This window comes from Lacibacter sp. (assembly GCF_035299325.1).
Lineage (GTDB): Bacteria > Bacteroidota > Bacteroidia > Chitinophagales > Chitinophagaceae > Lacibacter.
In genome coordinates, this window is sequence record NZ_DATGWT010000008.1 from 20,716 (window position 1) to 40,439 (window position 19,724).

The following is a 19,724-nucleotide window of genomic DNA, read 5'->3' on the forward strand; positions in this document are numbered from 1 at the left end:
AGGTACTTCCATGGGCCCATCCTCAACGGGATTAGTGCCCAAACCCAGACTCTCTTTTTGGCAGATATTCAATATGAGTTTCGGGTTTCTCGGAATTCAGTTTGGCTTTGCTTTACAAAACTCAAATGCAAGTGGCATTCTCCGCAACTATGGTGCAGATGTTGAACATCTTTCATGGTTTTGGTTGGCTGCACCTGTGGTTGGTTTAATTGTGCAACCCATCGTTGGTCACTACAGCGATAAAACCTGGACAAAGCTTGGTCGCAGAAGACCTTATTTTCTTGCAGGTGCAATTCTTTCATCGGGTGCATTAACCTTAATGCCCAATGCAGGCATATTAGGAACCATTGCTCCATTGGTGATCATTGGCGCAGGTTTTCTCATGATCATGGATGCCTGTTTTAATCTATCAATGGAACCTTTCCGTGCACTGGTTGCTGATAATCTTCCCGATTCACAACGAACCGCAGGTTTTTCTGTTCAAACATTTTTGATTGGTATTGGTGCTGTGTTGGGGTCATGGTTGCCTGCAATACTTGCTTACTTTGGTGTATCAGAAAGTGCGCCGGATGGAGTAGTGGCCGATAATGTGAAATATGGTTTTTACATAGGAGCGGGTGTGTTCATCACCAGTATTCTTATCACTGTATTTAAAACAAAGGAATATCCACCTGCTGAATATGAAATGTATCATGGCAAATCTGAAGAGCATAACACAGGACTTGCCAGCATCTTTACTGATTTGAAAAAGATGCCAAAGACAATGAAGCAACTGGGTCTTGTACAATTCTTCAGTTGGTTTGCCTTATTCGGCATGTGGGTGTTTACAACAGATACCATTGCTACGCATATTATGGGTTTGCCAATTGAAGACAGGAGCTCTGATATGTATCGTAAAGCGCAAAGCTGGACAGGTGTGATCTTTGGTGTCTATAATCTTGTATCAGCTATTTATGCTCTATGTCTGCCGTTTATTGCCCGTAAGATCGGACGTAAGCAAACACATGCATTGTCGTTAATCATTGGTGGTATTGGTTTGATCTCGATCTTCTTTGCACCCAATAAAGAATTCCTCATCTTCTCCATGATCTGTGTGGGTATTGCGTGGGCCAGTATCCTGGCTATGCCTTATGTAATTCTCTCGAGTTCTATCCCTGCGGGCAAGATGGGTATTTACATGGGTATCTTCAATTTCTTTATTACGTTGCCGCAAATACTGAATGGTATCATTGGCGGTCCTATGGTGAAGAATGTTTATAATAATCAACCTGTGTATGCAGTGCTTACGGCGGGTATCTTTATGATTTGTGCTGCTATAAGTGTGATCTATGTTTATGATCCCGGTGCAATTATCATCAAACAGGAGAAAACAGCATCCTGATTCACCAGTACTATTCTTCCTGAAAAAATAATAATATGAAACAATTAATTATAACCTTCAAGTTACTGCTGCTGGCAGTAACTTTTTCATTTGCACAAACTTCCTACAATCTTTATCCTGCTAACTGGTGGGTGGGGATGAAGTATAATAAACTGCAATTGATGATCAATGGTACTGATGTTGGAAAACATTCAGGCTTTGCCATTAATTATCCCGGTGTTACATTAACAAAGGTGAATAAATTTCAGAGTAAGAATTATGTGATACTTGATGTTACCATTGCAGCTTCTGCAAAACCCGGAACCATTGGTATCCGTTCAAAATCAGCTGATGGAAAGGCCGTGAATTTTGAATTCTCATTACAGCAAAGAAGACCGGGACGTGGATCACTATTTGCCAATGGCGCCACTTCAGCTGATCTGATGTATCTCATCATGCCTGATCGTTTCAGCAATGGCGATCCATCAAATGATCGTGTGCCGGGCATGCTCGATCAAACACTTCGTCGTGATACAGTATTTAACCGGCATGGTGGTGATCTGAAAGGTATTCAGAATAAACTTGATTACTTAAGTGATCTTGGTGTGACAGCATTGTGGTTAAATCCTGTGATTGAAAATGATATGCCTGAACGTACAGAACATGGTTATGCATTTACAAATCATTACCGTGTCGATCGTCGTTTAGGTGGCGATGAAGCATATAAGCAACTCATAAAAGCTGCGCATGCAAAAGGATTGAAGGTGATACAGGATGCCGTGTACAATCATCTTGGTCTTCAGCATTTCCTGTTTAAAGATCAGCCTGACAGTACATGGTTTCATCGCTGGCCCAAGTTTACACAAACCAATTATAAAGACCAGGTGTTGTTTGATCCTTATGCAGCAACAGAAGACAAACGTATGATGAGTGATGGATGGTTTGTAACATCCATGCCCGATTGGGATCAGAGTAATCCCTTTGTTGCAAACTTTTTAATTCAGCATGCTGTATGGACAGTAGAAGAATACGGTATTGATGGCTGGAGGATTGATACTTATGCTTACAACGATTTGGCTTTTATGAACCGTTGCAACAAAGCATTGTATGATGAGTATCCCAGGATCAGCATCTTTGGTGAAACATGGGTGCATGGTGTGCCCAACCAAAGTTTCTTTTGTGAGAATAATTATACCAATAAGTACAAAAGCAATTTACAGGCGACAACTGATTTTCAGACATTGTTCTATGGTATACAACCGGCTTGTAATGAAAAATTTGGTTGGACAGAAGGTGTAAACAAACTCTATACAACAACAGCACAGGATTTTCTGTATAAAGATCCAATGCGCCAGGTGATCTTTTTAGATAATCATGATCTTCCACGTTTTTATTCTGTAGTTGGAGAAGATACTGCCAAATACAAAATGGCTTTTGCATGGATGCTTACGTTCCGTGGAATTCCTCAAATGTATTATGGCAATGAAATTTTAATGACCGGGTTAACATCACCCAACGATGGCTATGTTCGCCAGGATTTTCCCGGCGGCTGGGAGGGAGATATAGCTGATAAGTTTACTGCTGCAGGACGTACAGAAAAAGAGAACAGAATATTTAATTATATCAAACGACTGGCGAACTTTCGTAAAACATCATCAGCACTTAAAACAGGTAAATTGATGCAGTTTCTGCCTATTGATGGGGTATATGTATACTTCCGTTATGATGCAAAGCAAACAGTGATGTGTATTATGAACACCAATGCTGAACCAAAAACAATTGATATCAACCGATTCATGGAACGCATCAAGGGATTTCAAACTGCAGTTGATATAGCAGCAGGTGTTGAGTTCCGGTTAGAAAAGAACCTGCAGTTAATGCCGGTATCGAATTTGGTATTGGAGTTGAAGTAATCGTGCCTGAAATTTCGAAAATTGTCTGTTATTTACATGGGCCTCTGCGTTGTGCAGGGGCCTGTATCTATCCGGTTCTGAGGGGAGATGATGGCCTGCAGATGCCTGTTTGAGCGCTTTTAACAGGCTTTATCCAGCTAGTATCATGGGAGTATCCTGCTACAACATACTATTCCACAAAACCTTTGCTCCATACTTTCCCCAATCAGCCATCGCCCTATTCAGATCCTTTTCATAAGCTGCCCATGTAACTGTTTTTCCTTTTTGTTTAGGCGTTAGTGCTGTGGCGGCAGGTTCTTTCAGTTCAACTTTTGTTGCAAACCATGTCATTTGTAAACGGGGTACAGCAAGACCAAGTATCATACCCGGCAGGCCACCAAAGCTTTCAGGTCCGCTGCTTACCGTAATTTCATCCGTGTAAAACGCAACGATGTAAACAGAATCGGAAATAATTGTTACAGCTTTTCTGCATTCAAAACCGGCAATGGTTCTTGTTTCATTGGTCATGCGCCATTTGTAGTTGCGTAAGCTGTCTTTAATTAAATAAGTTTGTTCAAAAATATCACGCTGTAAAGCGATCTGCCCGGTTTTAATGTCTTTTACGATAACATCATCTTCACTTGGTTTTCTTCCCCAAACATATTTTCCTGCGGGGTCTTCCTTCAGCATTTTATAAACAGTTTTCTCTTCATTAAAATCCATCACGTAAGTTTCACTCACCATTTTCGGGAACGCTTTTTTCATTTCTACAACCCATGGACTTTGATCATCTTCCTGGTCGTAGTAAGAAAATTGATTACTGCGTTTTTCAAATTCAATTCTTCCGCTGCTGATGAATTTCACCTGTGCATTTGCTATAAGGGAAACAGCAGATAAAAGAGTTAACAAGAAATACTTTTTCATATGTGTAAACATTGATAAGGTTAGAAATTAGATGGTGATCCGTTTTTTGTAAAATTCCAGGTGAATGTAAGTAGCCAGAAACGACGGATATTCTGAAACGTATTTTCAGAAATAAAGTTGCTGGTGATGTTACGCCTGATGCCCAGGTTTTGGTTCAGCAGATCGTTCACTGAAAGTTTTACTTCAAACGCATCTGTTTTACTGAATGTGCGGCGTAAAGAACTGTTCAACAGAAACACATTTCTTTGGTTGGCAAAAGTTGATGTTTTTTGATAGACGTTCAACTCTCCATTCAGGTTAAAGTATAGTTTTTGCTTTTTGAATTTCGTTTCTATATAGGGGTAGGCGTTTACACTCCAGTATTTTGTAACGACGCCTTTGTTGATTGAAGAACGGGAGTTGTTATACCTCGGATCAATATTCAAATTAAAGCTAAGCCACTTGTCGCTCCATTTGCCAAGGCCGATACCCCCTCCAACACTGTAATTATCGCTTACATTACGAACGCCATTTACTTCGTTTATAAATCTGCTCACATTGCCACTGGCACTAAAATGGAGGTTAACACCTTTGAAGATTTCAAAGCCATACATCGACCAAACGTTACCGTTATAATTGCCATTGGTATTAATGGTTTTATTGGTTCGCTCTCCTGTAAGAATGTTAAGCGTATTTGAATTGGTGATAGCATTATTAACGAATGAAAAATTACCCGACAAATAAAAATTCCTGCTTTTAATGACCTTGTAATCGTTCATGTTGATAGAGAAGTTATGTCGGAATGCCTGCTTCAGATCAGGATTGCCAATGGTAATATTTAACGGATCAATATTGTCAATGATCGGGTTGATCTGTTGCAGCGTTGGATTTTGCGTACTGCCATTATACGCTAATGTGAAACTTTTTTGTTTTTTAGGAGTGAACCTGATGCTTGCTCTAGGTAACAGATTTGTAAATGCAATTTTACGCTCATCCCCTTTATTCAATTCTTCCAGATTGAAATTTGTGCGGCCAACTGCTGTGCCAAACGAGGCAACAATTTTTTTGCCGTTATACCTGAACGAAACTCCACCACTATGATCTGTTGTACGGAATAAGAAATGATTACTTAGAGTATCAACAATATCTTTATAACTGTCATTAGCAGTGGGACGTTCAAACGTGTTACGCTCCGCATTGTTACGACTGAAATTGTTCCGGTAAGTCAATTCCAGATTCCATGTTTTGCTGATCGGTTCTGTATAAATAATACTGTTCTGGATCGTTTGCTGTCGTTCGTTGTTTGTTTTTTTCTGATCTACATCATCCTCATCTGTCAATTGGCCGTTTGTATCAAAGAATTTATTATTTGAAAAGAGAAACCCATCTCCTAAACGTGTATTGTTACTGTAGTTTCCCGTATAGCTGATCGTACGACCGGCTTTTTTTAAACGTTTGCGGAAACTCAATTCAGAGGTGAAGTCACGGTTCTCTGTTTCAGTAGCGGTGCTTCGGGTTTGCTCATTGATCAATTGCCCATCATCACCAAAACTTTCTCCAAAAAAACTGTTTTCTCTTTGACCAGTAACCAAAGAACCGTTTGCTTTTAGTTTTAAACTGCTGCTTGAGTCAATGGTCCAGTCATATAATGCATTGAGTTTGTTCCTGCGTCGGTAAGTATTAAAAATCTCTGATGTTGTATTGGTGAAACTGCTGTTCTCTAAAATACTTTGTGTAATACTTTCGTTACGACCTGTTACTGTTTGGTCATTAAACTGGTAGCTGCCGTTAATACTGTTTTTGTCTTTATTCCATTTGTTGATATAAGATAAACCGCCTGTTGTTGCAACCGGCAAGCCTTGGCCTCGTGCAAAATCATCACCTCCATCACTCCAGATCATCATACCTCCATCTTCCATAATCTCCATGTTCTGGTTTGATGAACTGCCGAAATTGCGTTGTTCGTTCCAGTTCAATCCTTCAAACGTAGTGTTGTTGTGCGTAACATAAGCAGCAATCTTTTGTTTCTTTTTAAATGAATTGATCATTGCCTTACCCGTTCGGTAATTATCGAAGTCGCTGCCCGCTTCAATTTTTCCAAAGTAACCTTTCTTCTTATCGTCTTTCAATTCAAGGTTGATGGTTTTTGTTTTCTGTCCATCATCCACACCTGTAAATTCTGCCTGCTCGCTTTTCTTATCAAACACCTGCACTTTGTCTACAATGTTGGCCCGTAGGTTTTGTGTAACCACAGCAGGATCGTCACTGAAAAACTCTTCTCCATCAACCAATATCTTTTCAACTTTTTGTCCTTGTGCTGTTATTTCTCCTTTTGAGTTTACCTGCAGGCCCGGTAGTCTTTTCAATAATTCCTGCACGTTGGCATTTGCATCGACCTTGAAGCTGTCTGCTTTGTATTCTGTGGTATCGCCCTTTATACGGATGGCACTTACTTTCTGTTGGATAATAATTTCTTCCAATAATTTACTCCTGGGTATAATAGTTACTGTTTTGTTTAACACAACATCACTGTTAATATCAACTTCATCAACATACTCCGCATAACCAGGGTAGCTGATCATGAAAATATACTTCCCTTGCGGAATATTTTTCAATTCAAAAAAGCCTTCATCGTTTGTGCGTGTAAACTTTGACAGAATTGAGTCCTGTGTGCGTATGAGGCTGACAACGGCCTGGCCCAGTTTCTTTCCTGAACTGGTATCGGTTATATAACCGGAGATTTTGTTTTGCTGGCTGAAAGACTGGAAAGAACAGAACAAGCAGATACTGACAAGCAGTAAGAGTTTGGGTGATTGCATGGTGTTGGTTAATGGATGATGAAGGTTTTGGTTGATAATTGAGCGCTATATTAAAATCTTTTCGTTACACATTATGTGTGAAAGATGTTAAAGTGTTATATTTCCATACAAACGGTCCTGCATTTTTTTACAAGTGTGCAGATAGAGAAATAAGTGTTACCGTTCAACTAAAAACAAGACTAATGGGAGCGACTAAAAAATACGAAGACTATCATTTTGTTGATACAACAAAGCCTGTTTGGAATTATTCCCGTTTCGAGGGAGATGATATTTCCAATTTTCAAAATGGTACTAACTATCGTTGCGATGAATTATTTGGTTCGCATGTAATGGAAGTGCTTGGCACAACCGGTTATTACTTCGCCGTATGGGCACCCAACGCAACGTTCGTTTCTGTATTTGGAAATTTTAATGAGTGGAACAAAGAGAGTCATCCATTATTTGTTCGCCTTGATAATTCAGGCATTTGGGAAGGATTTATTCCCAATCTTCCAAAAGGCTCTTCTTACAAATATCACATCCATGGTTATGCCGGTCAGAAATTAGACAAAGGTGATCCTTATGCAAATTACTGGGAAGTGCGACCCAATACTGCATCAAGAACATGGGAGCTTAGCTATGAATGGCAGGATGCCGGCTGGATGGAGAAACGAAAAGACCATAACAAACTTGATGCACCGTGGAGTGTGTATGAAGTACACCTTGCCAGCTGGATGCGTCCGGATAAAAACAATGAAGAAGTTTATCATACTTATGATTTCTTTCGTGATAAATTGGTGAATTATGTAAAGGAGTTGGGCTTTACACATGTGGAGTTGATGCCAATCATGGAGCACCCGTTTGATGGAAGCTGGGGCTACCAGGGAGCAGGTTATTTTGCACCAACATCACGTTACGGAACACCCCAGGAGTTTATGAAACTGGTAGAGGCTTTTCATAACGAAGGCATTGGTGTGGTGCTTGATTGGGTGCCTTCGCATTTCCCTTATGATGCCCATGGTCTTTTTATGTTCGATGGGACACATACCTACGAGTATGCCGATATGCGGAAAGGCTATCATCCCGATTGGAACAGTTATATCTTCAACTATAAACGTGGCGAAGTAAAATCATTCCTCATCAGCAGTGCCATGCATTGGTTCCGGAAATATCATATTGATGGCATTCGGGTTGATGCGGTATCGTCTATGTTGAAACTGAATTATTCCCGCACAGCAGGGCAGTGGGAGCCAAATGAATTTGGCGGCGACGGAAACCTGGAGGCCATTGCTTTCATCAAAGATCTGAACGAAACCATCTTCCGTGATTTTCCTGATGTGCAGACAATTGCTGAAGAAGCCACCGACTGGCCGGGTGTGAGCAAGCCGACTTTTGGTGATGGATTAGGCTTTGGAATGAAGTGGATGATGGGCTGGATGCACGACACATTGAAGTACTTTAAGCAGGATCCCGTATATCGCCAGTTTCAACAGGATCAGTTCACTTTCAGTATGATGTACTATTATGACGAAAATTTTATGTTACCCTTAAGTCATGATGAAGTGGTGCATGGAAAAAGCCCGATGTTGTACAAAATGCCGGGTGATGAATGGCAGAAATTTGCCAACCTGCGGCTGATGTACAGCTATATGTTTACTCATCCGGGTGGTAAGCTTTTGTTTATGGGTAACGAATTTGGCGCCACCAGTGAATGGAATTATAAAAGTGAATTGCAGTGGGAGTTGCTCCAGTTCGATTCGCATAACGGCGTGCTGGAATGTGTAAAAACTCTCGCCAATCTCTTAAAGTCAGAACCGGCTTTGTACGAGAATCAATTTAATAAATTCGGTTTCGAATGGGTTGATCTGAATCGTGGCGCTGAGTCGGTAATGGTTTTCAGAAGAAAAGGTAAAAAGCCGGAAGATGATATTGTGGTGATCTTAAACATGACGCCGGTGGTACGAAGAGACTGGAAGTTACATGTACAGGGCAAACAAAACTGGACTGAGTTGTTCAATAGTAATGATCGGAAGTTCTGGGGTACAGGCGATGTGTTTAACCCTGAAATCGGGGTAAGAGTAGTAGACGGGCAGGCCGGTTGGTATGAACTAAATCTCCATTTACCTCCCTTAGCTGCAGTTTTATTAAAATAAACCCTTAGAAATAGGAAAAATGGCAAGATTTATGCGAGTAAAACTACGCTTGTAACTAAATTTATAATCTCTAATTTTACACAATATCCAAAATAGAAATCCCATGAAAACCCGGTTACTTATTACCGCAACCACATTACTCCTTTCCTACGGTGCACTTGCACAAAACAGGGACAGTTCCAATGCCGTTTTACAAAGAGCGATTACCGCCAAACAGGAACGACGCATCCAGTTGGCAATTAATCTTTTTGAAACAGCGGTAAAATACGATACCACTAACATCGATGCTTTGAAAGCAATGGGTGAGTATGGCCTGGAAAGTAAGAACTACCGCCAGGCAGTTGATGCCTACACCCGCTGGCACAGGTTAGAGCCAAACAACGAAGCAACTTTTCAGCAATTAGCAAATCTGTATTTCAATCTCGGCCGTCATAAGGACGCATTGGAATTTACTTCTAAATGGGAGAAACTGCATAAGGATAAACCCATGCATTACATCTCAGGGATGTGTCATTACTATTTAGAAGATTATCCGCAAGCCATCAACCGTTTGTTGCATGCTGCAGAAACAGATACATCAAACGCTGTTATGTTTTATACCATTGGCCGCAGCTATCTTGAAATGGAGCGTTACAAACAAGCTATTCCTTATTACCAGAAAGCAGCGAATGCCGATCAAAAGAATGCACGTTATCTCTATGAAATGGCAATGGTGTATTACGCCATTCCTGATGATAAGAATGCTATTGCAACATTTGAGCTTGCTGCTCAGCGTGGATGGCAACAAAATGCTGATTACTTTGAAAGCTTAGCTTATTGCTATATGAATCTTGGCAATTTTGCTAAATCAACTGAAAACCTCGAAAAGTCGTTGGAAAAACGTCCACACAGCTTAACGGTTCGTTATGCATTGGCAGAGTCGTTATACAAAGGTGGCCGTTATAAAGATGCCATCGATAATTGGGATATGGTGTTACAGACCGATAATAAAAACGCAAGAGCTTTGTATATGATTGGTATGGCCTATCAAAAAATGGGACAAAAAGATAAAGGCATGGCGCTTTGCGATAAAGCCATAGAAATGGATCCATCTTTAAACAGCTTGAAGCAGAAGAAAATGGACATGGGCATGTAAGATTTTTTACGAATCCTTATACGTTACGGGCTGCAATTTTTTGCAGCCCGTTTCATTTTACACATTTGTGGATAGATGAACGACAGTTTAAACATCAAAAAATCAATAAATTTGCCGTTTATGGCAGAAGTAAAACAGGTGCGTGTTGCAATATTGGATATGTATGATGGCGTTGCCAACCAGGGCATGCGCTGTATACGTGAAATACTCAACAGCTTCGCCGATATAAACGTATTGGATCTTACCTGGGATGAGTTTGATGTGCGTGGTAAATGTGCTGTACCGGATATATCTTCTTATGATGTGTTTATTTCATCGGGCGGCCCCGGCAGTCCTTTGGAAAGTGAAGGAACTGATTGGGAGAATAGATTCTTCAAATGGGTGGGCGATGTAAAAGCATGGAATGACAATGCTTTGAACGAACAAAAGAAGCCGGTATTTTTTATTTGCCATTCTTTTCAATTAGCGTGCAGATATTTTAATATTGGTAATGTTTGTGTTCGTAAGTCGACTGCGTTTGGTGTATTCCCTGTTCATTTTATTGGCAATGCTTCTGATGAAGTGGTATTTGGCGGGTTGAAAGATCCATTCTATGCTGTTGACAGCCGTGACTACCAGGTAATACAACCCGATCATAAACATCTTCGTGAAATAGGAGCTACACTGCTCTGCATTGAAAAGGAACGACCACATGTTCCGTTTGAACGTGCAATTATGGGTGTGCGTTTCAACCAATACATGATCGGTACACAATTTCATCCCGAAGCTGATGCTATTGGTATGAGTATGTACCTGCAAAAAGAAGATAAAAAGAAAACGGTGATCGATAACCATGGGTTTGAAAAATGGAAGAGTATGATCGAGCACCTGGAAGATCCTGATAAAATTCTGTTGACCTACTCTCACATACTGCCTAACTTTCTTCATCACGCAGTATTTTCCATGGATACAGTAGAAGCATAAAAGGGTTGCCAACCTTCTTACGGGTAGTGAAATTGAAATAACCTGATTAAAGGTTGGCAACCCTGAAAAAGTTTAGATAAAATCTGATACTTTTAGAAGACAAAACATCTTCTATGGTTCCATCAATCCGCAAGGCGTTTAACGACAGTTTTACTATTGAAAAATATGAAGCTTTTTTGCAGGATCTGCACAGCAAGCATCCGGGTGATATTGAATTTCGTGTAAGTGAGACACCTGTATTTGTTGATAAGGCTTTCAAACAAAAAATGCTTGATGCCTGTGAACGTATAGTTGATGTTATCTGCAATGAAAAGTTCCCGGCAATGACGGAGCGTGCAATTCCTGCAGGTGAAAAAGTGCCGAATGAAAATAAACAATCGCACATGATCGCTTTCGATTTTGGTGTGTGTATGAATGAAGAAGGTGAACTGGAACCTCAACTGATCGAGATGCAAGGCTTCCCTACATTGTTTGGTTTCCAGGTGTATTATCCTGAAGTGGTTGAACGACATTTTCCTGTTCCATCAAATTACAGTCAATATCTCAGCGACTATACAAAAGAAACATACATCGACATGCTGCGTAAATTACTCATTGGAGATTTGCCAACAGAGAATGTAATACTGTTAGAAATAAAACCGGAGGAACAAAAAACAAGAATTGATTTTTCCTGTACCAAAGATTATACGGGTATTGAAGTTGTTTGCTTAACCAAACTAATTCAGAAGGGCAGAAAGCTTTACTATTTGAAAGATGGTGTACAAACAGAGATCAAACGTATTTACAACCGCATCATCTTTGATGATCTCAAAGCCAATAAAGAAAAGCTGGGTGATGTAGTTGATATAACACAAGACCTCGATGTGGAGTGGGTGCCTCATCCCAATTGGTTCTATCGTATCAGCAAATTCACACTTCCGTTTATTGATCATCCTTATGTACCTGAAACATTTTTCCTGAATGAGATCAAGCAATTGCCAAGCGATCTTTCGAATTATGTATTGAAGCCTTTATTTTCTTTTGCAGGACAAGGAGTGATCATTGATGTAACACAGGAAGATATTGATGCCATTAAAGATCCGGAGAATTTTATTCTTCAACGTAAAGTAAAATATGCTGATGTGGTTGAAACACCTGATGATCATGCGAAGGTTGAGATACGCATGATGTATGTGTGGCCCGATGGTGATGAACGTCCGCATGCAGCCATTAACCTGGCACGCATGAGCAAAGGGAAAATGATTGGTGTGCGTTATAATAAAGATAAAACCTGGGTAGGAGGAAGTGTTGCTTATATGGAAAAGTGAAATATACCGCTGCCGTTATAGCTTTCGATATCTTAAAAAGTTTCCATCGCTATAGCAATTTGGGGTACTTAAATTAAGTTTCCCATTTTCTATTGCTACATACATTTCGATTGAGGAAGAACCTGTTGTAGTTAGAAAGGTGTTTGGACCGAAACTAAAGCAGTCGTTTTTAATTGTAACTAAAAATTTCCCTTCGGAAACCAATATATTATTTTGTTTGCCTTTATAAACACCACCCTTTTCAAATATCATGATGTTCCCATTTCCTTGAGGATAATTTGTCGGACCAGTCATATTGCTAACTAATTCAAGCTCCCATTCGCCAATCAGTTGCGATTCAAATTCGCTTTTTGCTGAATCTTTTTTACAACCCGTAAGAATAATTGCAAAGAGAATTAAAGTGACAATGCTTTTCATTTTTCTTCTTTTTAGGTTGACAAACGAATAAGAGTATTCGTTGCATGTCTAGTAATATTCCGTCAGACGTCCTCATCATACGAAGCGTTAAGTCAGATTCGATTCGTCCGACGAGGACGTCTGACGAGGGTTAAGTTCCACTTAAGAACTCTCCACCAATATAATCAACCACAGCACTTAAGTTTTTGGTTTCTTCATACACTTTTAATTGCCGGTCGGCGCCTGTGCCTCTCTCCAGCATAGTAGGGATATAGTTGATCGCATGCCGGCATCCTAATTCATCCACCACATCATCTACGAAATCTAAAAGTTCATAGATCAATGCACGTGTATTGGTTTCTTCTTCTTTACCAAAATCGATCAAATAACCATCGATACCATAACGGCTTGCACGCCATTTATTTTCGTTGATCAATGCACGTTGGTATTGAATGTAGTTCATGTTCTTGTTCCGCAGCTTGTAAAGCTTAGCAGTAATTCCCTGGAACAAAGCTGTAATTGCAATGGTTTCCATTACCGTCATTGGTACATCGCAAATACGAAACTCGATCGTATTAAAGAATGGGTGCACACGCAAATCCCACCATATCTTTTTTGCATTATCAATGCAATTAGTTTTGATGAGTAATGCGACATAGTTATCATATGCCTCAATACTTTCGAATGTTTCGGGTATGCCCGTGCGTGGAAATTTATCAAACACTTTTGTTCGGAATGATTTGTAACCTGTCATTCGCCCTTCCCAAAAAGGAGAGTTAGTGCTGAGCGCATACACATGCGGTAGAAAATAACGGGCACTGTTTGCTAAGTGAATTGCCATTTTCCTGTCTTCCATACCTACGTGTACATGCAAACCAAAAATGAGATTACTTCTTGCAGCTTCCTGCAGTTCATTTACGATTTGATTATAACGTACATGATCGGTGATCAACTGGTCTTGCCAATGACTAAACGGATGCGTTCCGCTGGCACCAACATTTAATCCAAGTGTTCCTGCAATGCCGCTGATGGTTTTCCGTAGTAACGATACATCTGCATATGCTTCATCAATTCCATGGCAAATATCAGTCCCAACTTCTACCACAGCCTGGTGCATCTCTGCCTTTACTTTGTCTTTAATTACTTTTTGGCCTTCGCTTACAATTTTCTGTTCATGGCTTTTTAATTCCCTTGTAACGGGATCATACACCATGTATTCTTCTTCAACACCTAATGTGAATTGTTTGTAATTAATGTTACCCATTGTTGTTAATCAAATTAATATAGCGGTTGTTTATTCGCACCACGTTTTACATATTCTCCCCAGGTTAAATTATCAGCTCCATCTTTTTGTTCAAGTGCACGTTCAATTGCATAAGAGGCTGCTGATTCAACTACCCAGTCGAAATTTTCCTGGCCCACACTTGCAAGATCTGCATCTGGAGCAGGGTTGCAAAAATCAATGGCATAAGGAACACCATCTCTTAATGCTAATTCAACCGTATTAAAATCGTAACCAAGATAATTGTTGATGCGGAGTACAATGTCTGTCATCATCGCTAATTTCTCAGCTGATGGTTGAAAGTCTGCCACATAACGCAAATGATGCGGGTTGCGTGGTTCATAACTCATTATACGCACATGCTTTCGGCCAATGCAATAACAGCGGTAGTATTCTTCAAACACTATCTCTTCCTGCAGCAACATCACCAATTGATTCGTTTCTGCATGCTTTTCAAAAAACTCATCGGCACTCCGGAGTTTATAAACATTTTTCCATCCACCACCTGCAAATGGTTTCATGTAAGCAGGAAAACCAATATAGTTGAACATACCTTCCCAGTCCATGGGATAAGCAAGGTTACTAAACGATTCATCACTTGTATCATCCGGACGTTCTTTCGATGGAAGAATCACCGTTTTAGGTACGGGCACATCAATCTTTGTTGCAAGACAGTTATTAAAAAACTTATCATCGGCACTCCACCAAAATGGATTGTTGATTACCGCTGTTCCCGTAATAGCTTCGTTTTTTAAATAAGCACGGTAATGTGGTACATCCTGTGAAATACGATCGACAATCACAGCATACCCGTTGTTTACGCCCTGTACCACTTTATCGATGCGTACTGGTTCGGCCATAATACCCGGAATGTTTTTACTGTTGATCCTTTCAACAAAAGCAGTGGGAAAGGAGCGTTCTTTGCCATGAAGAATACCGATCTTTTTCATTTGTTTATTTTTATTGTTTTTTAGCCAAATAGTATATCCACAAAAAAGAGCAGTGCAGTTTGTATGAATTGCCTGTTTTTTTGTGGATATTTCATATTAAATGTTTATGGTCCTGGAAATGATGTTGAAGTAGCAGGCAACTTTGTTATGAATTATTGCTTTAATATAGTACACAATTCGGTAAGATTAACTTGCGGCATAAAATAATTTTACCTGCATTTCCTTATTTTTGAAAATATGCTGAAGGAGAAATTGAAGCACATGGTATTTGAATCGGTGCTGTTGAAGTCGGAGTTGCTTGAACGGGATGTGAAAATTGATATGTACTTACCCACACAGGTACATGATCCTGCAGAAATGAGTTTATTGCTTATTAATGATGGACAGGATCTTCCAAAAATGCCCTTTACTGACATGCTGGATGAATTGTATGCGCAGCAAAAAATAAAGCCTCTTTTTTGTGTGGGTATTCATTGCGGTGCCGATCGAAAAATGGAATATGGTATTGCCAGCCAGGCCGATTATCTGGGACGTGGTGCAAAAGCCGGCGCTTACACCTCTTTTATTTTTGATGAATTACTTCCTTTTTTGCGTAGTCAATATAATGTACCTCAGTTTAAAGAAAAATCCTTTGCAGGTTTTTCGTTGGGAGGATTAATGGCAATGGATATTGTATGGAATCATCCGCAGGAGTTTAGTAAAGTGGGGGTGTTCTCAGGTTCGTTCTGGTGGCGACAGAAGGCTTATGAAGACGGTTATACAGATGAAGCCGATCGCATTATGCACAACCAGGTTAGAGAGGGTGTTGCTGCTCCCTGGTTAAAGTTTTTTTTCCAAACCGGATTACTTGATGAAAAACTGGATCGTAACAATAACGGCATTATCGATTCAATTGATGATGTACTTGACCTGATCGCTGCATTAAAAAAGAAGGGCTATAGTGACGAAGCCATCCGTTATCTTGAAATGACAGATGGTAAACACGATGTAACAACCTGGGCAAAGGCATTTCCAGAATTTCTGGAGTGGGGTTGGGGAAATGATGTTTAATGATTTGCTGTAGTGCTTTACTAATCGCTTAACGTAATTACATAAAAAAGTCCCGAAATAATTCGGGACTTTTTTTATGTGTTCTGATTTATCAGAATGTATAACGGATAGTTGCCTGACCTCTCCAACGTGAAGAGTTGTAAGCACCTGCCTGAAGATCCAGAATATCTGCTGCAGTTCTGTTTCCGGTATTTCTGTATGTCATATTAGGCTTCAATTGACCATTAACTAAAGTAGTGCTATAGTTTGTACTTTCAATATTGATTAACTGATATTGATCAACACCTGGGGTACGGTAAATGCGTCCCCAGTTTCTGTTGAGAAGGTTTGTGAAGTTGAAAACGTCGAGAATAACAGAAAGCTTGTTGCTGATGTTGCCTGTTTTCAATACAAAATCCTGTTGAATTCTTGCATCAACAATGTGACTGAATGGTAAAACTGCACCATTTCTTTCTGCAAATTGGCCTCTTCTTGAATTCAGATATTTATCATTACTGATATAAGCATCTAAAGCAGTCCACTGATCAGCTACTGAATAAGTAGTAGACCCTGAAGTATAAGGGACTGCCATGCGGCTCCAATCTGCCAGGTCTCTCGGTACATAAATCAGATCGTTGGTTTCATTGTTTACACCATTTCTGTCATAGATCAAACTACGTGTGTAAACATATGAATAAGGAGTACCTGATTGTCCATTGTAGAACGCTGTAACAGTTGTAGCCAGTTTATCTTCTAAGTAAGAGAACTTCTTAGAAACATATAAGTTGATTCTGTGCAATTGAGCAAAATCACTTCTGCTTAATTGAAGATCACTTCTGCCTGTTGAAGTTTCCATGAAACGCCAGTTACTGTTGTTCTGACTGCTAGTGCCATCAAACACGCTGTATGAATCACCATAAGAATAATTGGCATTAAGCGCCCAGCCTTTAGAGAAGGCTTTATCAATTGCTACAGACAAGTTGTAAGAGAAACCTTTCTGTCCTTTAGCGTTTGTAATGATGAAGATACCTTCCGAGTAAGGATTTTGGCTGCCTGCAACTGTACCGTTCATATCAATACGGTTATAAGTTGTGCTGTTTGAGAGATAGGTGGTTTGTCCCAAAATGTTAGTTAAACCTTTGTATGCAAAAACGTTCTTGTAATCAACCTCGTTGATGTTCTTTTGATATAAGATATCGGCAGAGAAATTCCATCTGTTACCAAGATCTTTTTCAATACCTAAAGATGCTTTCAACACTTTTGGTAATTTAAAATCAGGGGCAATCAAATCGATCTGACCACTTGGAGGTCTGAATGTGAGACCAACATCCTGAGGCTTGTATTGATTAAATGGATCGGCTCGGAAAGTAAAACTTGGTAACGCATTAATTTGTGATGAGTTCAAACCAATACCACCGACGTTAACACCTGTATTATTATAGGCGCCGCCAGGCCAAACTAAAGGAATACGGCCGGTAAACATACCAATACCACCTTTAATACGTAATTTTTGTTCACGGATGTTATATGTAAATCCAATCCTAGGTGATAAACTTACTTGTGCATTTGGGCGAATGCCTGATCTTGCTCCAAGCAAATCATGATAAAGACTGATCTGTGGTACCGCATATTTGTTGAAAAATGTATCCTCGTTAGGTATAGTAAGGAATTCAAAATTATCAACACGCACACCATAATTCAATTGGAAATCGTTTGTGATATCCCATTGATCAGCTACAAAGAAGCCCATACGTAATGTATTGAACTCAGTACCGGCTGCACTACCGTCGCCAACTTTATCATCAACTAAAGAAAAGGAACGGTTATAAGTTGCAGGGCGTAAATCATCTAACCAAGCCTGTACACTGTTGTAAGTATATGAGCCGTAGTTCTGACGAACGAACAAATTATAGGAATTACTAAACTCCAGATCTACTCCGGCCTTTAACTCATGACCTTTACCTAATCTTACTTTGAATTCATCAAAGAAAGCAATATTGTTTTGCTTCAGCTGGTTACCTGTAGAGAACTCTTCAGTACCAAACGTATAGCTTGATCCGTTAGCCGAATTCAATAATACACGAGGGAAATCTGCACCCAATGCATCCCTGTCATCAAGCACATTAGTGAATGTAAGCAATGCTTTATTTGAAATATTATTTGTAAAGTTTGAAAGCAATTCTGCAGAAGCAGAATGAGTAGTACTTGGGAAAAGGTAACCACCGTTAAAGAAACGTATCTGTGTGCTTGTACTTGCTGATGTAAGAGAACGTTCCGAACCAGTATAACGGTAAGATACATTCAACTTATGTTTGTTGTTTAAATTAAAAGTGAATTTGGAAGCAAGTTTATTACTTACAACTAAATCAGGAATATTTTCCCATGCACCTGGATCATAACTGAATGTCTTCAACTTGTCTACAATTCGTGCAACTGTATCTCTAAAAGTAGAAACCCGGAAAGTTGATGCGTCAAAAGGCTGCGGTCTTTCATCATCCTGTCTTTCAAAACTAAGGAAGAAAAACGCTTTATTTTTAATGATCGGACCACCCAAAGTGATACCAAATGTTTGTGCAGTAAAGTCGGGAACTCCTGTTGCTGCATTTTTAGTTCCTGTTGGAGTTTTTCCTGCAAGTGATTGATTTCTGAAAATATAGTAAGCAGACCCCGTTAATTTATTTGTACCACTTTTTGTAGTTGCATTGATTGAACCTCCCGTAAAGTTACCTAATGATACGTCGTAAGGTGAAACGCCAACCTGGAAGGCATCAATTGCATCAATACTGATGGGTGGTGAGCCGGTTTGTCCTCCATTTGAACCTGTTTCACTTATGCCAAATACATCGTTATTCACCGCTCCATCAATCATCAATTGATTGTAGCGATTATTTTGGCCGGCAATTGAGATGCCGCCACCATATGTAACACGGGCTTGCGGGGTTAAACGAACAAAATCAGTTAACTGACGTCCAACAGTTGGAAGATTGGCTAATCGATCTCTGCCAATGTTTGTTTCCATTCCACCTTTGGCGCCTGATCTTGTGCGGCTACCTGTAACAACAATTTCCTGAAGTGTAACATTAGCTGGCGCAAGAATGAATTCTAAACGGAATGTTTCTCCAAGATTAAGGAAAATGTCTTCCTGTTTTTGTGCCTGTAACCCGGCATATGTTACCTCAACAGTGTAAGGTCCGCCTGGAGCAATATTTGACAATGTGAAAGCACCACGGGAGATTGTGGTAGTTTGGTAAACAGAACCGGTAGGTTGATGTTTTGCAACTACAGTTGCACCAACCAACGCTTCTTTTTTGTCTGATAAGACAACACCGGCTAAGTTACTTGTAGTAACCTGAGCAGCAGCAGCAATTGTTAAGAACATTGCCGTTACCGCCAGCAGCAGTTTTCTGATTTTTAGCATACTTGTATAGTTTTACGTGTGCAAATAAACAACAATCTTACCTACAGAAAGCAAACAAATATTAACATTTCGTAAAGAAAGACAAGCGTGTTGCAGTTCTTGCTGCAAGTAAAAGCAGATCATTTAACAGTTGGGGAT

Annotated in this window: 13 protein-coding genes; 7 read left to right on the top strand and 6 right to left on the bottom strand. The window is 39.9% G+C overall.

Annotation, left to right across the window (positions count from 1 at the left end):
* Positions 1 to 73: 73 nt before the first annotated feature.
* Both VK159_RS06780 and VK159_RS06785 read left to right on the top strand, forming a co-directional pair.
* Positions 74 to 1,381, top strand: a complete 1,308-nt coding sequence (locus tag VK159_RS06780) for an MFS transporter (protein WP_324229374.1) — start codon at positions 74 to 76, stop codon at positions 1,379 to 1,381.
* A gap of 35 nt (positions 1,382 to 1,416) precedes the next feature.
* Entirely contained in the window at positions 1,417 to 3,273 is a 1,857-nt protein-coding gene (locus VK159_RS06785; RefSeq protein ID WP_324229375.1) for a glycoside hydrolase family 13 protein, read from the top strand.
* 159 nt (positions 3,274 to 3,432) lie between these two features.
* On the opposite strand, the gene VK159_RS06790 is transcribed toward VK159_RS06785, so the two are convergent.
* Together VK159_RS06790 and VK159_RS06795 are read right to left on the bottom strand one after the other, a co-directional pair.
* Positions 3,433 to 4,176 carry a GLPGLI family protein gene (locus tag VK159_RS06790; RefSeq protein WP_324229376.1) on the bottom strand — a complete coding sequence of 248 codons (744 nt, stop codon included), beginning with the start codon at positions 4,174 to 4,176 and terminating at the stop codon, positions 3,433 to 3,435.
* A gap of 20 nt (positions 4,177 to 4,196) precedes the next feature.
* On the bottom strand, positions 4,197 to 6,974 hold the full coding sequence (locus VK159_RS06795; RefSeq protein WP_324229377.1) for an outer membrane beta-barrel protein: 2,778 nt from the start codon (positions 6,972 to 6,974) through the stop codon (positions 4,197 to 4,199).
* A 182-nt stretch (positions 6,975 to 7,156) separates the two neighbouring features.
* Here VK159_RS06795 and glgB point away from each other — a divergent pair, with 182 nt between their 5' ends.
* From glgB to VK159_RS06815, 4 genes are all read left to right on the top strand, one after another.
* Positions 7,157 to 9,106 (top strand): 1,4-alpha-glucan branching protein GlgB, encoded by a 1,950-nt coding sequence (gene glgB / locus VK159_RS06800; protein ID WP_324229378.1) that lies wholly within the window; start codon positions 7,157 to 7,159, stop codon positions 9,104 to 9,106.
* Between the two features lie 103 nt (positions 9,107 to 9,209).
* Positions 9,210 to 10,241 (top strand): tetratricopeptide repeat protein, encoded by a 1,032-nt coding sequence (locus VK159_RS06805; protein WP_324229379.1) that lies wholly within the window; start codon positions 9,210 to 9,212, stop codon positions 10,239 to 10,241.
* Between the two features lie 120 nt (positions 10,242 to 10,361).
* Positions 10,362 to 11,204, top strand: coding sequence for a type 1 glutamine amidotransferase (locus VK159_RS06810; protein ID WP_324229380.1), 843 nt, complete (start codon positions 10,362 to 10,364; stop codon positions 11,202 to 11,204).
* A 113-nt stretch (positions 11,205 to 11,317) separates the two neighbouring features.
* Positions 11,318 to 12,511 (top strand): hypothetical protein, encoded by a 1,194-nt coding sequence (locus VK159_RS06815; RefSeq protein ID WP_324229381.1) that lies wholly within the window; start codon positions 11,318 to 11,320, stop codon positions 12,509 to 12,511.
* 15 nt (positions 12,512 to 12,526) lie between these two features.
* Here the strand turns inward: VK159_RS06815 and VK159_RS06820 are convergent, their stop codons facing one another.
* The 3 genes from VK159_RS06820 to VK159_RS06830 all read right to left on the bottom strand — a co-directional run bounded on the left by VK159_RS06820 (position 12,527) and on the right by VK159_RS06830 (position 15,139).
* The gene (locus VK159_RS06820) at positions 12,527 to 12,928 is read right to left on the bottom strand and encodes a hypothetical protein (protein ID WP_324229382.1); all 402 of its coding nucleotides are present in this window, start codon (positions 12,926 to 12,928) and stop codon (positions 12,527 to 12,529) included.
* Between the two features lie 130 nt (positions 12,929 to 13,058).
* Positions 13,059 to 14,171: a carboxylate-amine ligase gene (locus VK159_RS06825; RefSeq protein WP_324229383.1), complete on the bottom strand. Its 1,113-nt coding sequence runs from the start codon at positions 14,169 to 14,171 to the stop codon at positions 13,059 to 13,061.
* Positions 14,172 to 14,185: 14 nt separating this feature from the next.
* Positions 14,186 to 15,139 carry a hypothetical protein gene (locus tag VK159_RS06830; RefSeq protein WP_324229384.1) on the bottom strand — a complete coding sequence of 318 codons (954 nt, stop codon included), beginning with the start codon at positions 15,137 to 15,139 and terminating at the stop codon, positions 14,186 to 14,188.
* Between the two features lie 261 nt (positions 15,140 to 15,400).
* Here VK159_RS06830 and VK159_RS06835 point away from each other — a divergent pair, with 261 nt between their 5' ends.
* The gene (locus tag VK159_RS06835; RefSeq protein ID WP_324229385.1) at positions 15,401 to 16,189 is read left to right on the top strand and encodes an alpha/beta hydrolase; all 789 of its coding nucleotides are present in this window, start codon (positions 15,401 to 15,403) and stop codon (positions 16,187 to 16,189) included.
* Between the two features lie 91 nt (positions 16,190 to 16,280).
* Here the strand turns inward: VK159_RS06835 and VK159_RS06840 are convergent, their stop codons facing one another.
* Complete coding sequence (locus tag VK159_RS06840; RefSeq protein ID WP_324229386.1) at positions 16,281 to 19,586, bottom strand: TonB-dependent receptor; 3,306 nt, start codon at positions 19,584 to 19,586, stop codon at positions 16,281 to 16,283.
* Positions 19,587 to 19,724: the final 138 nt, after the last annotated feature.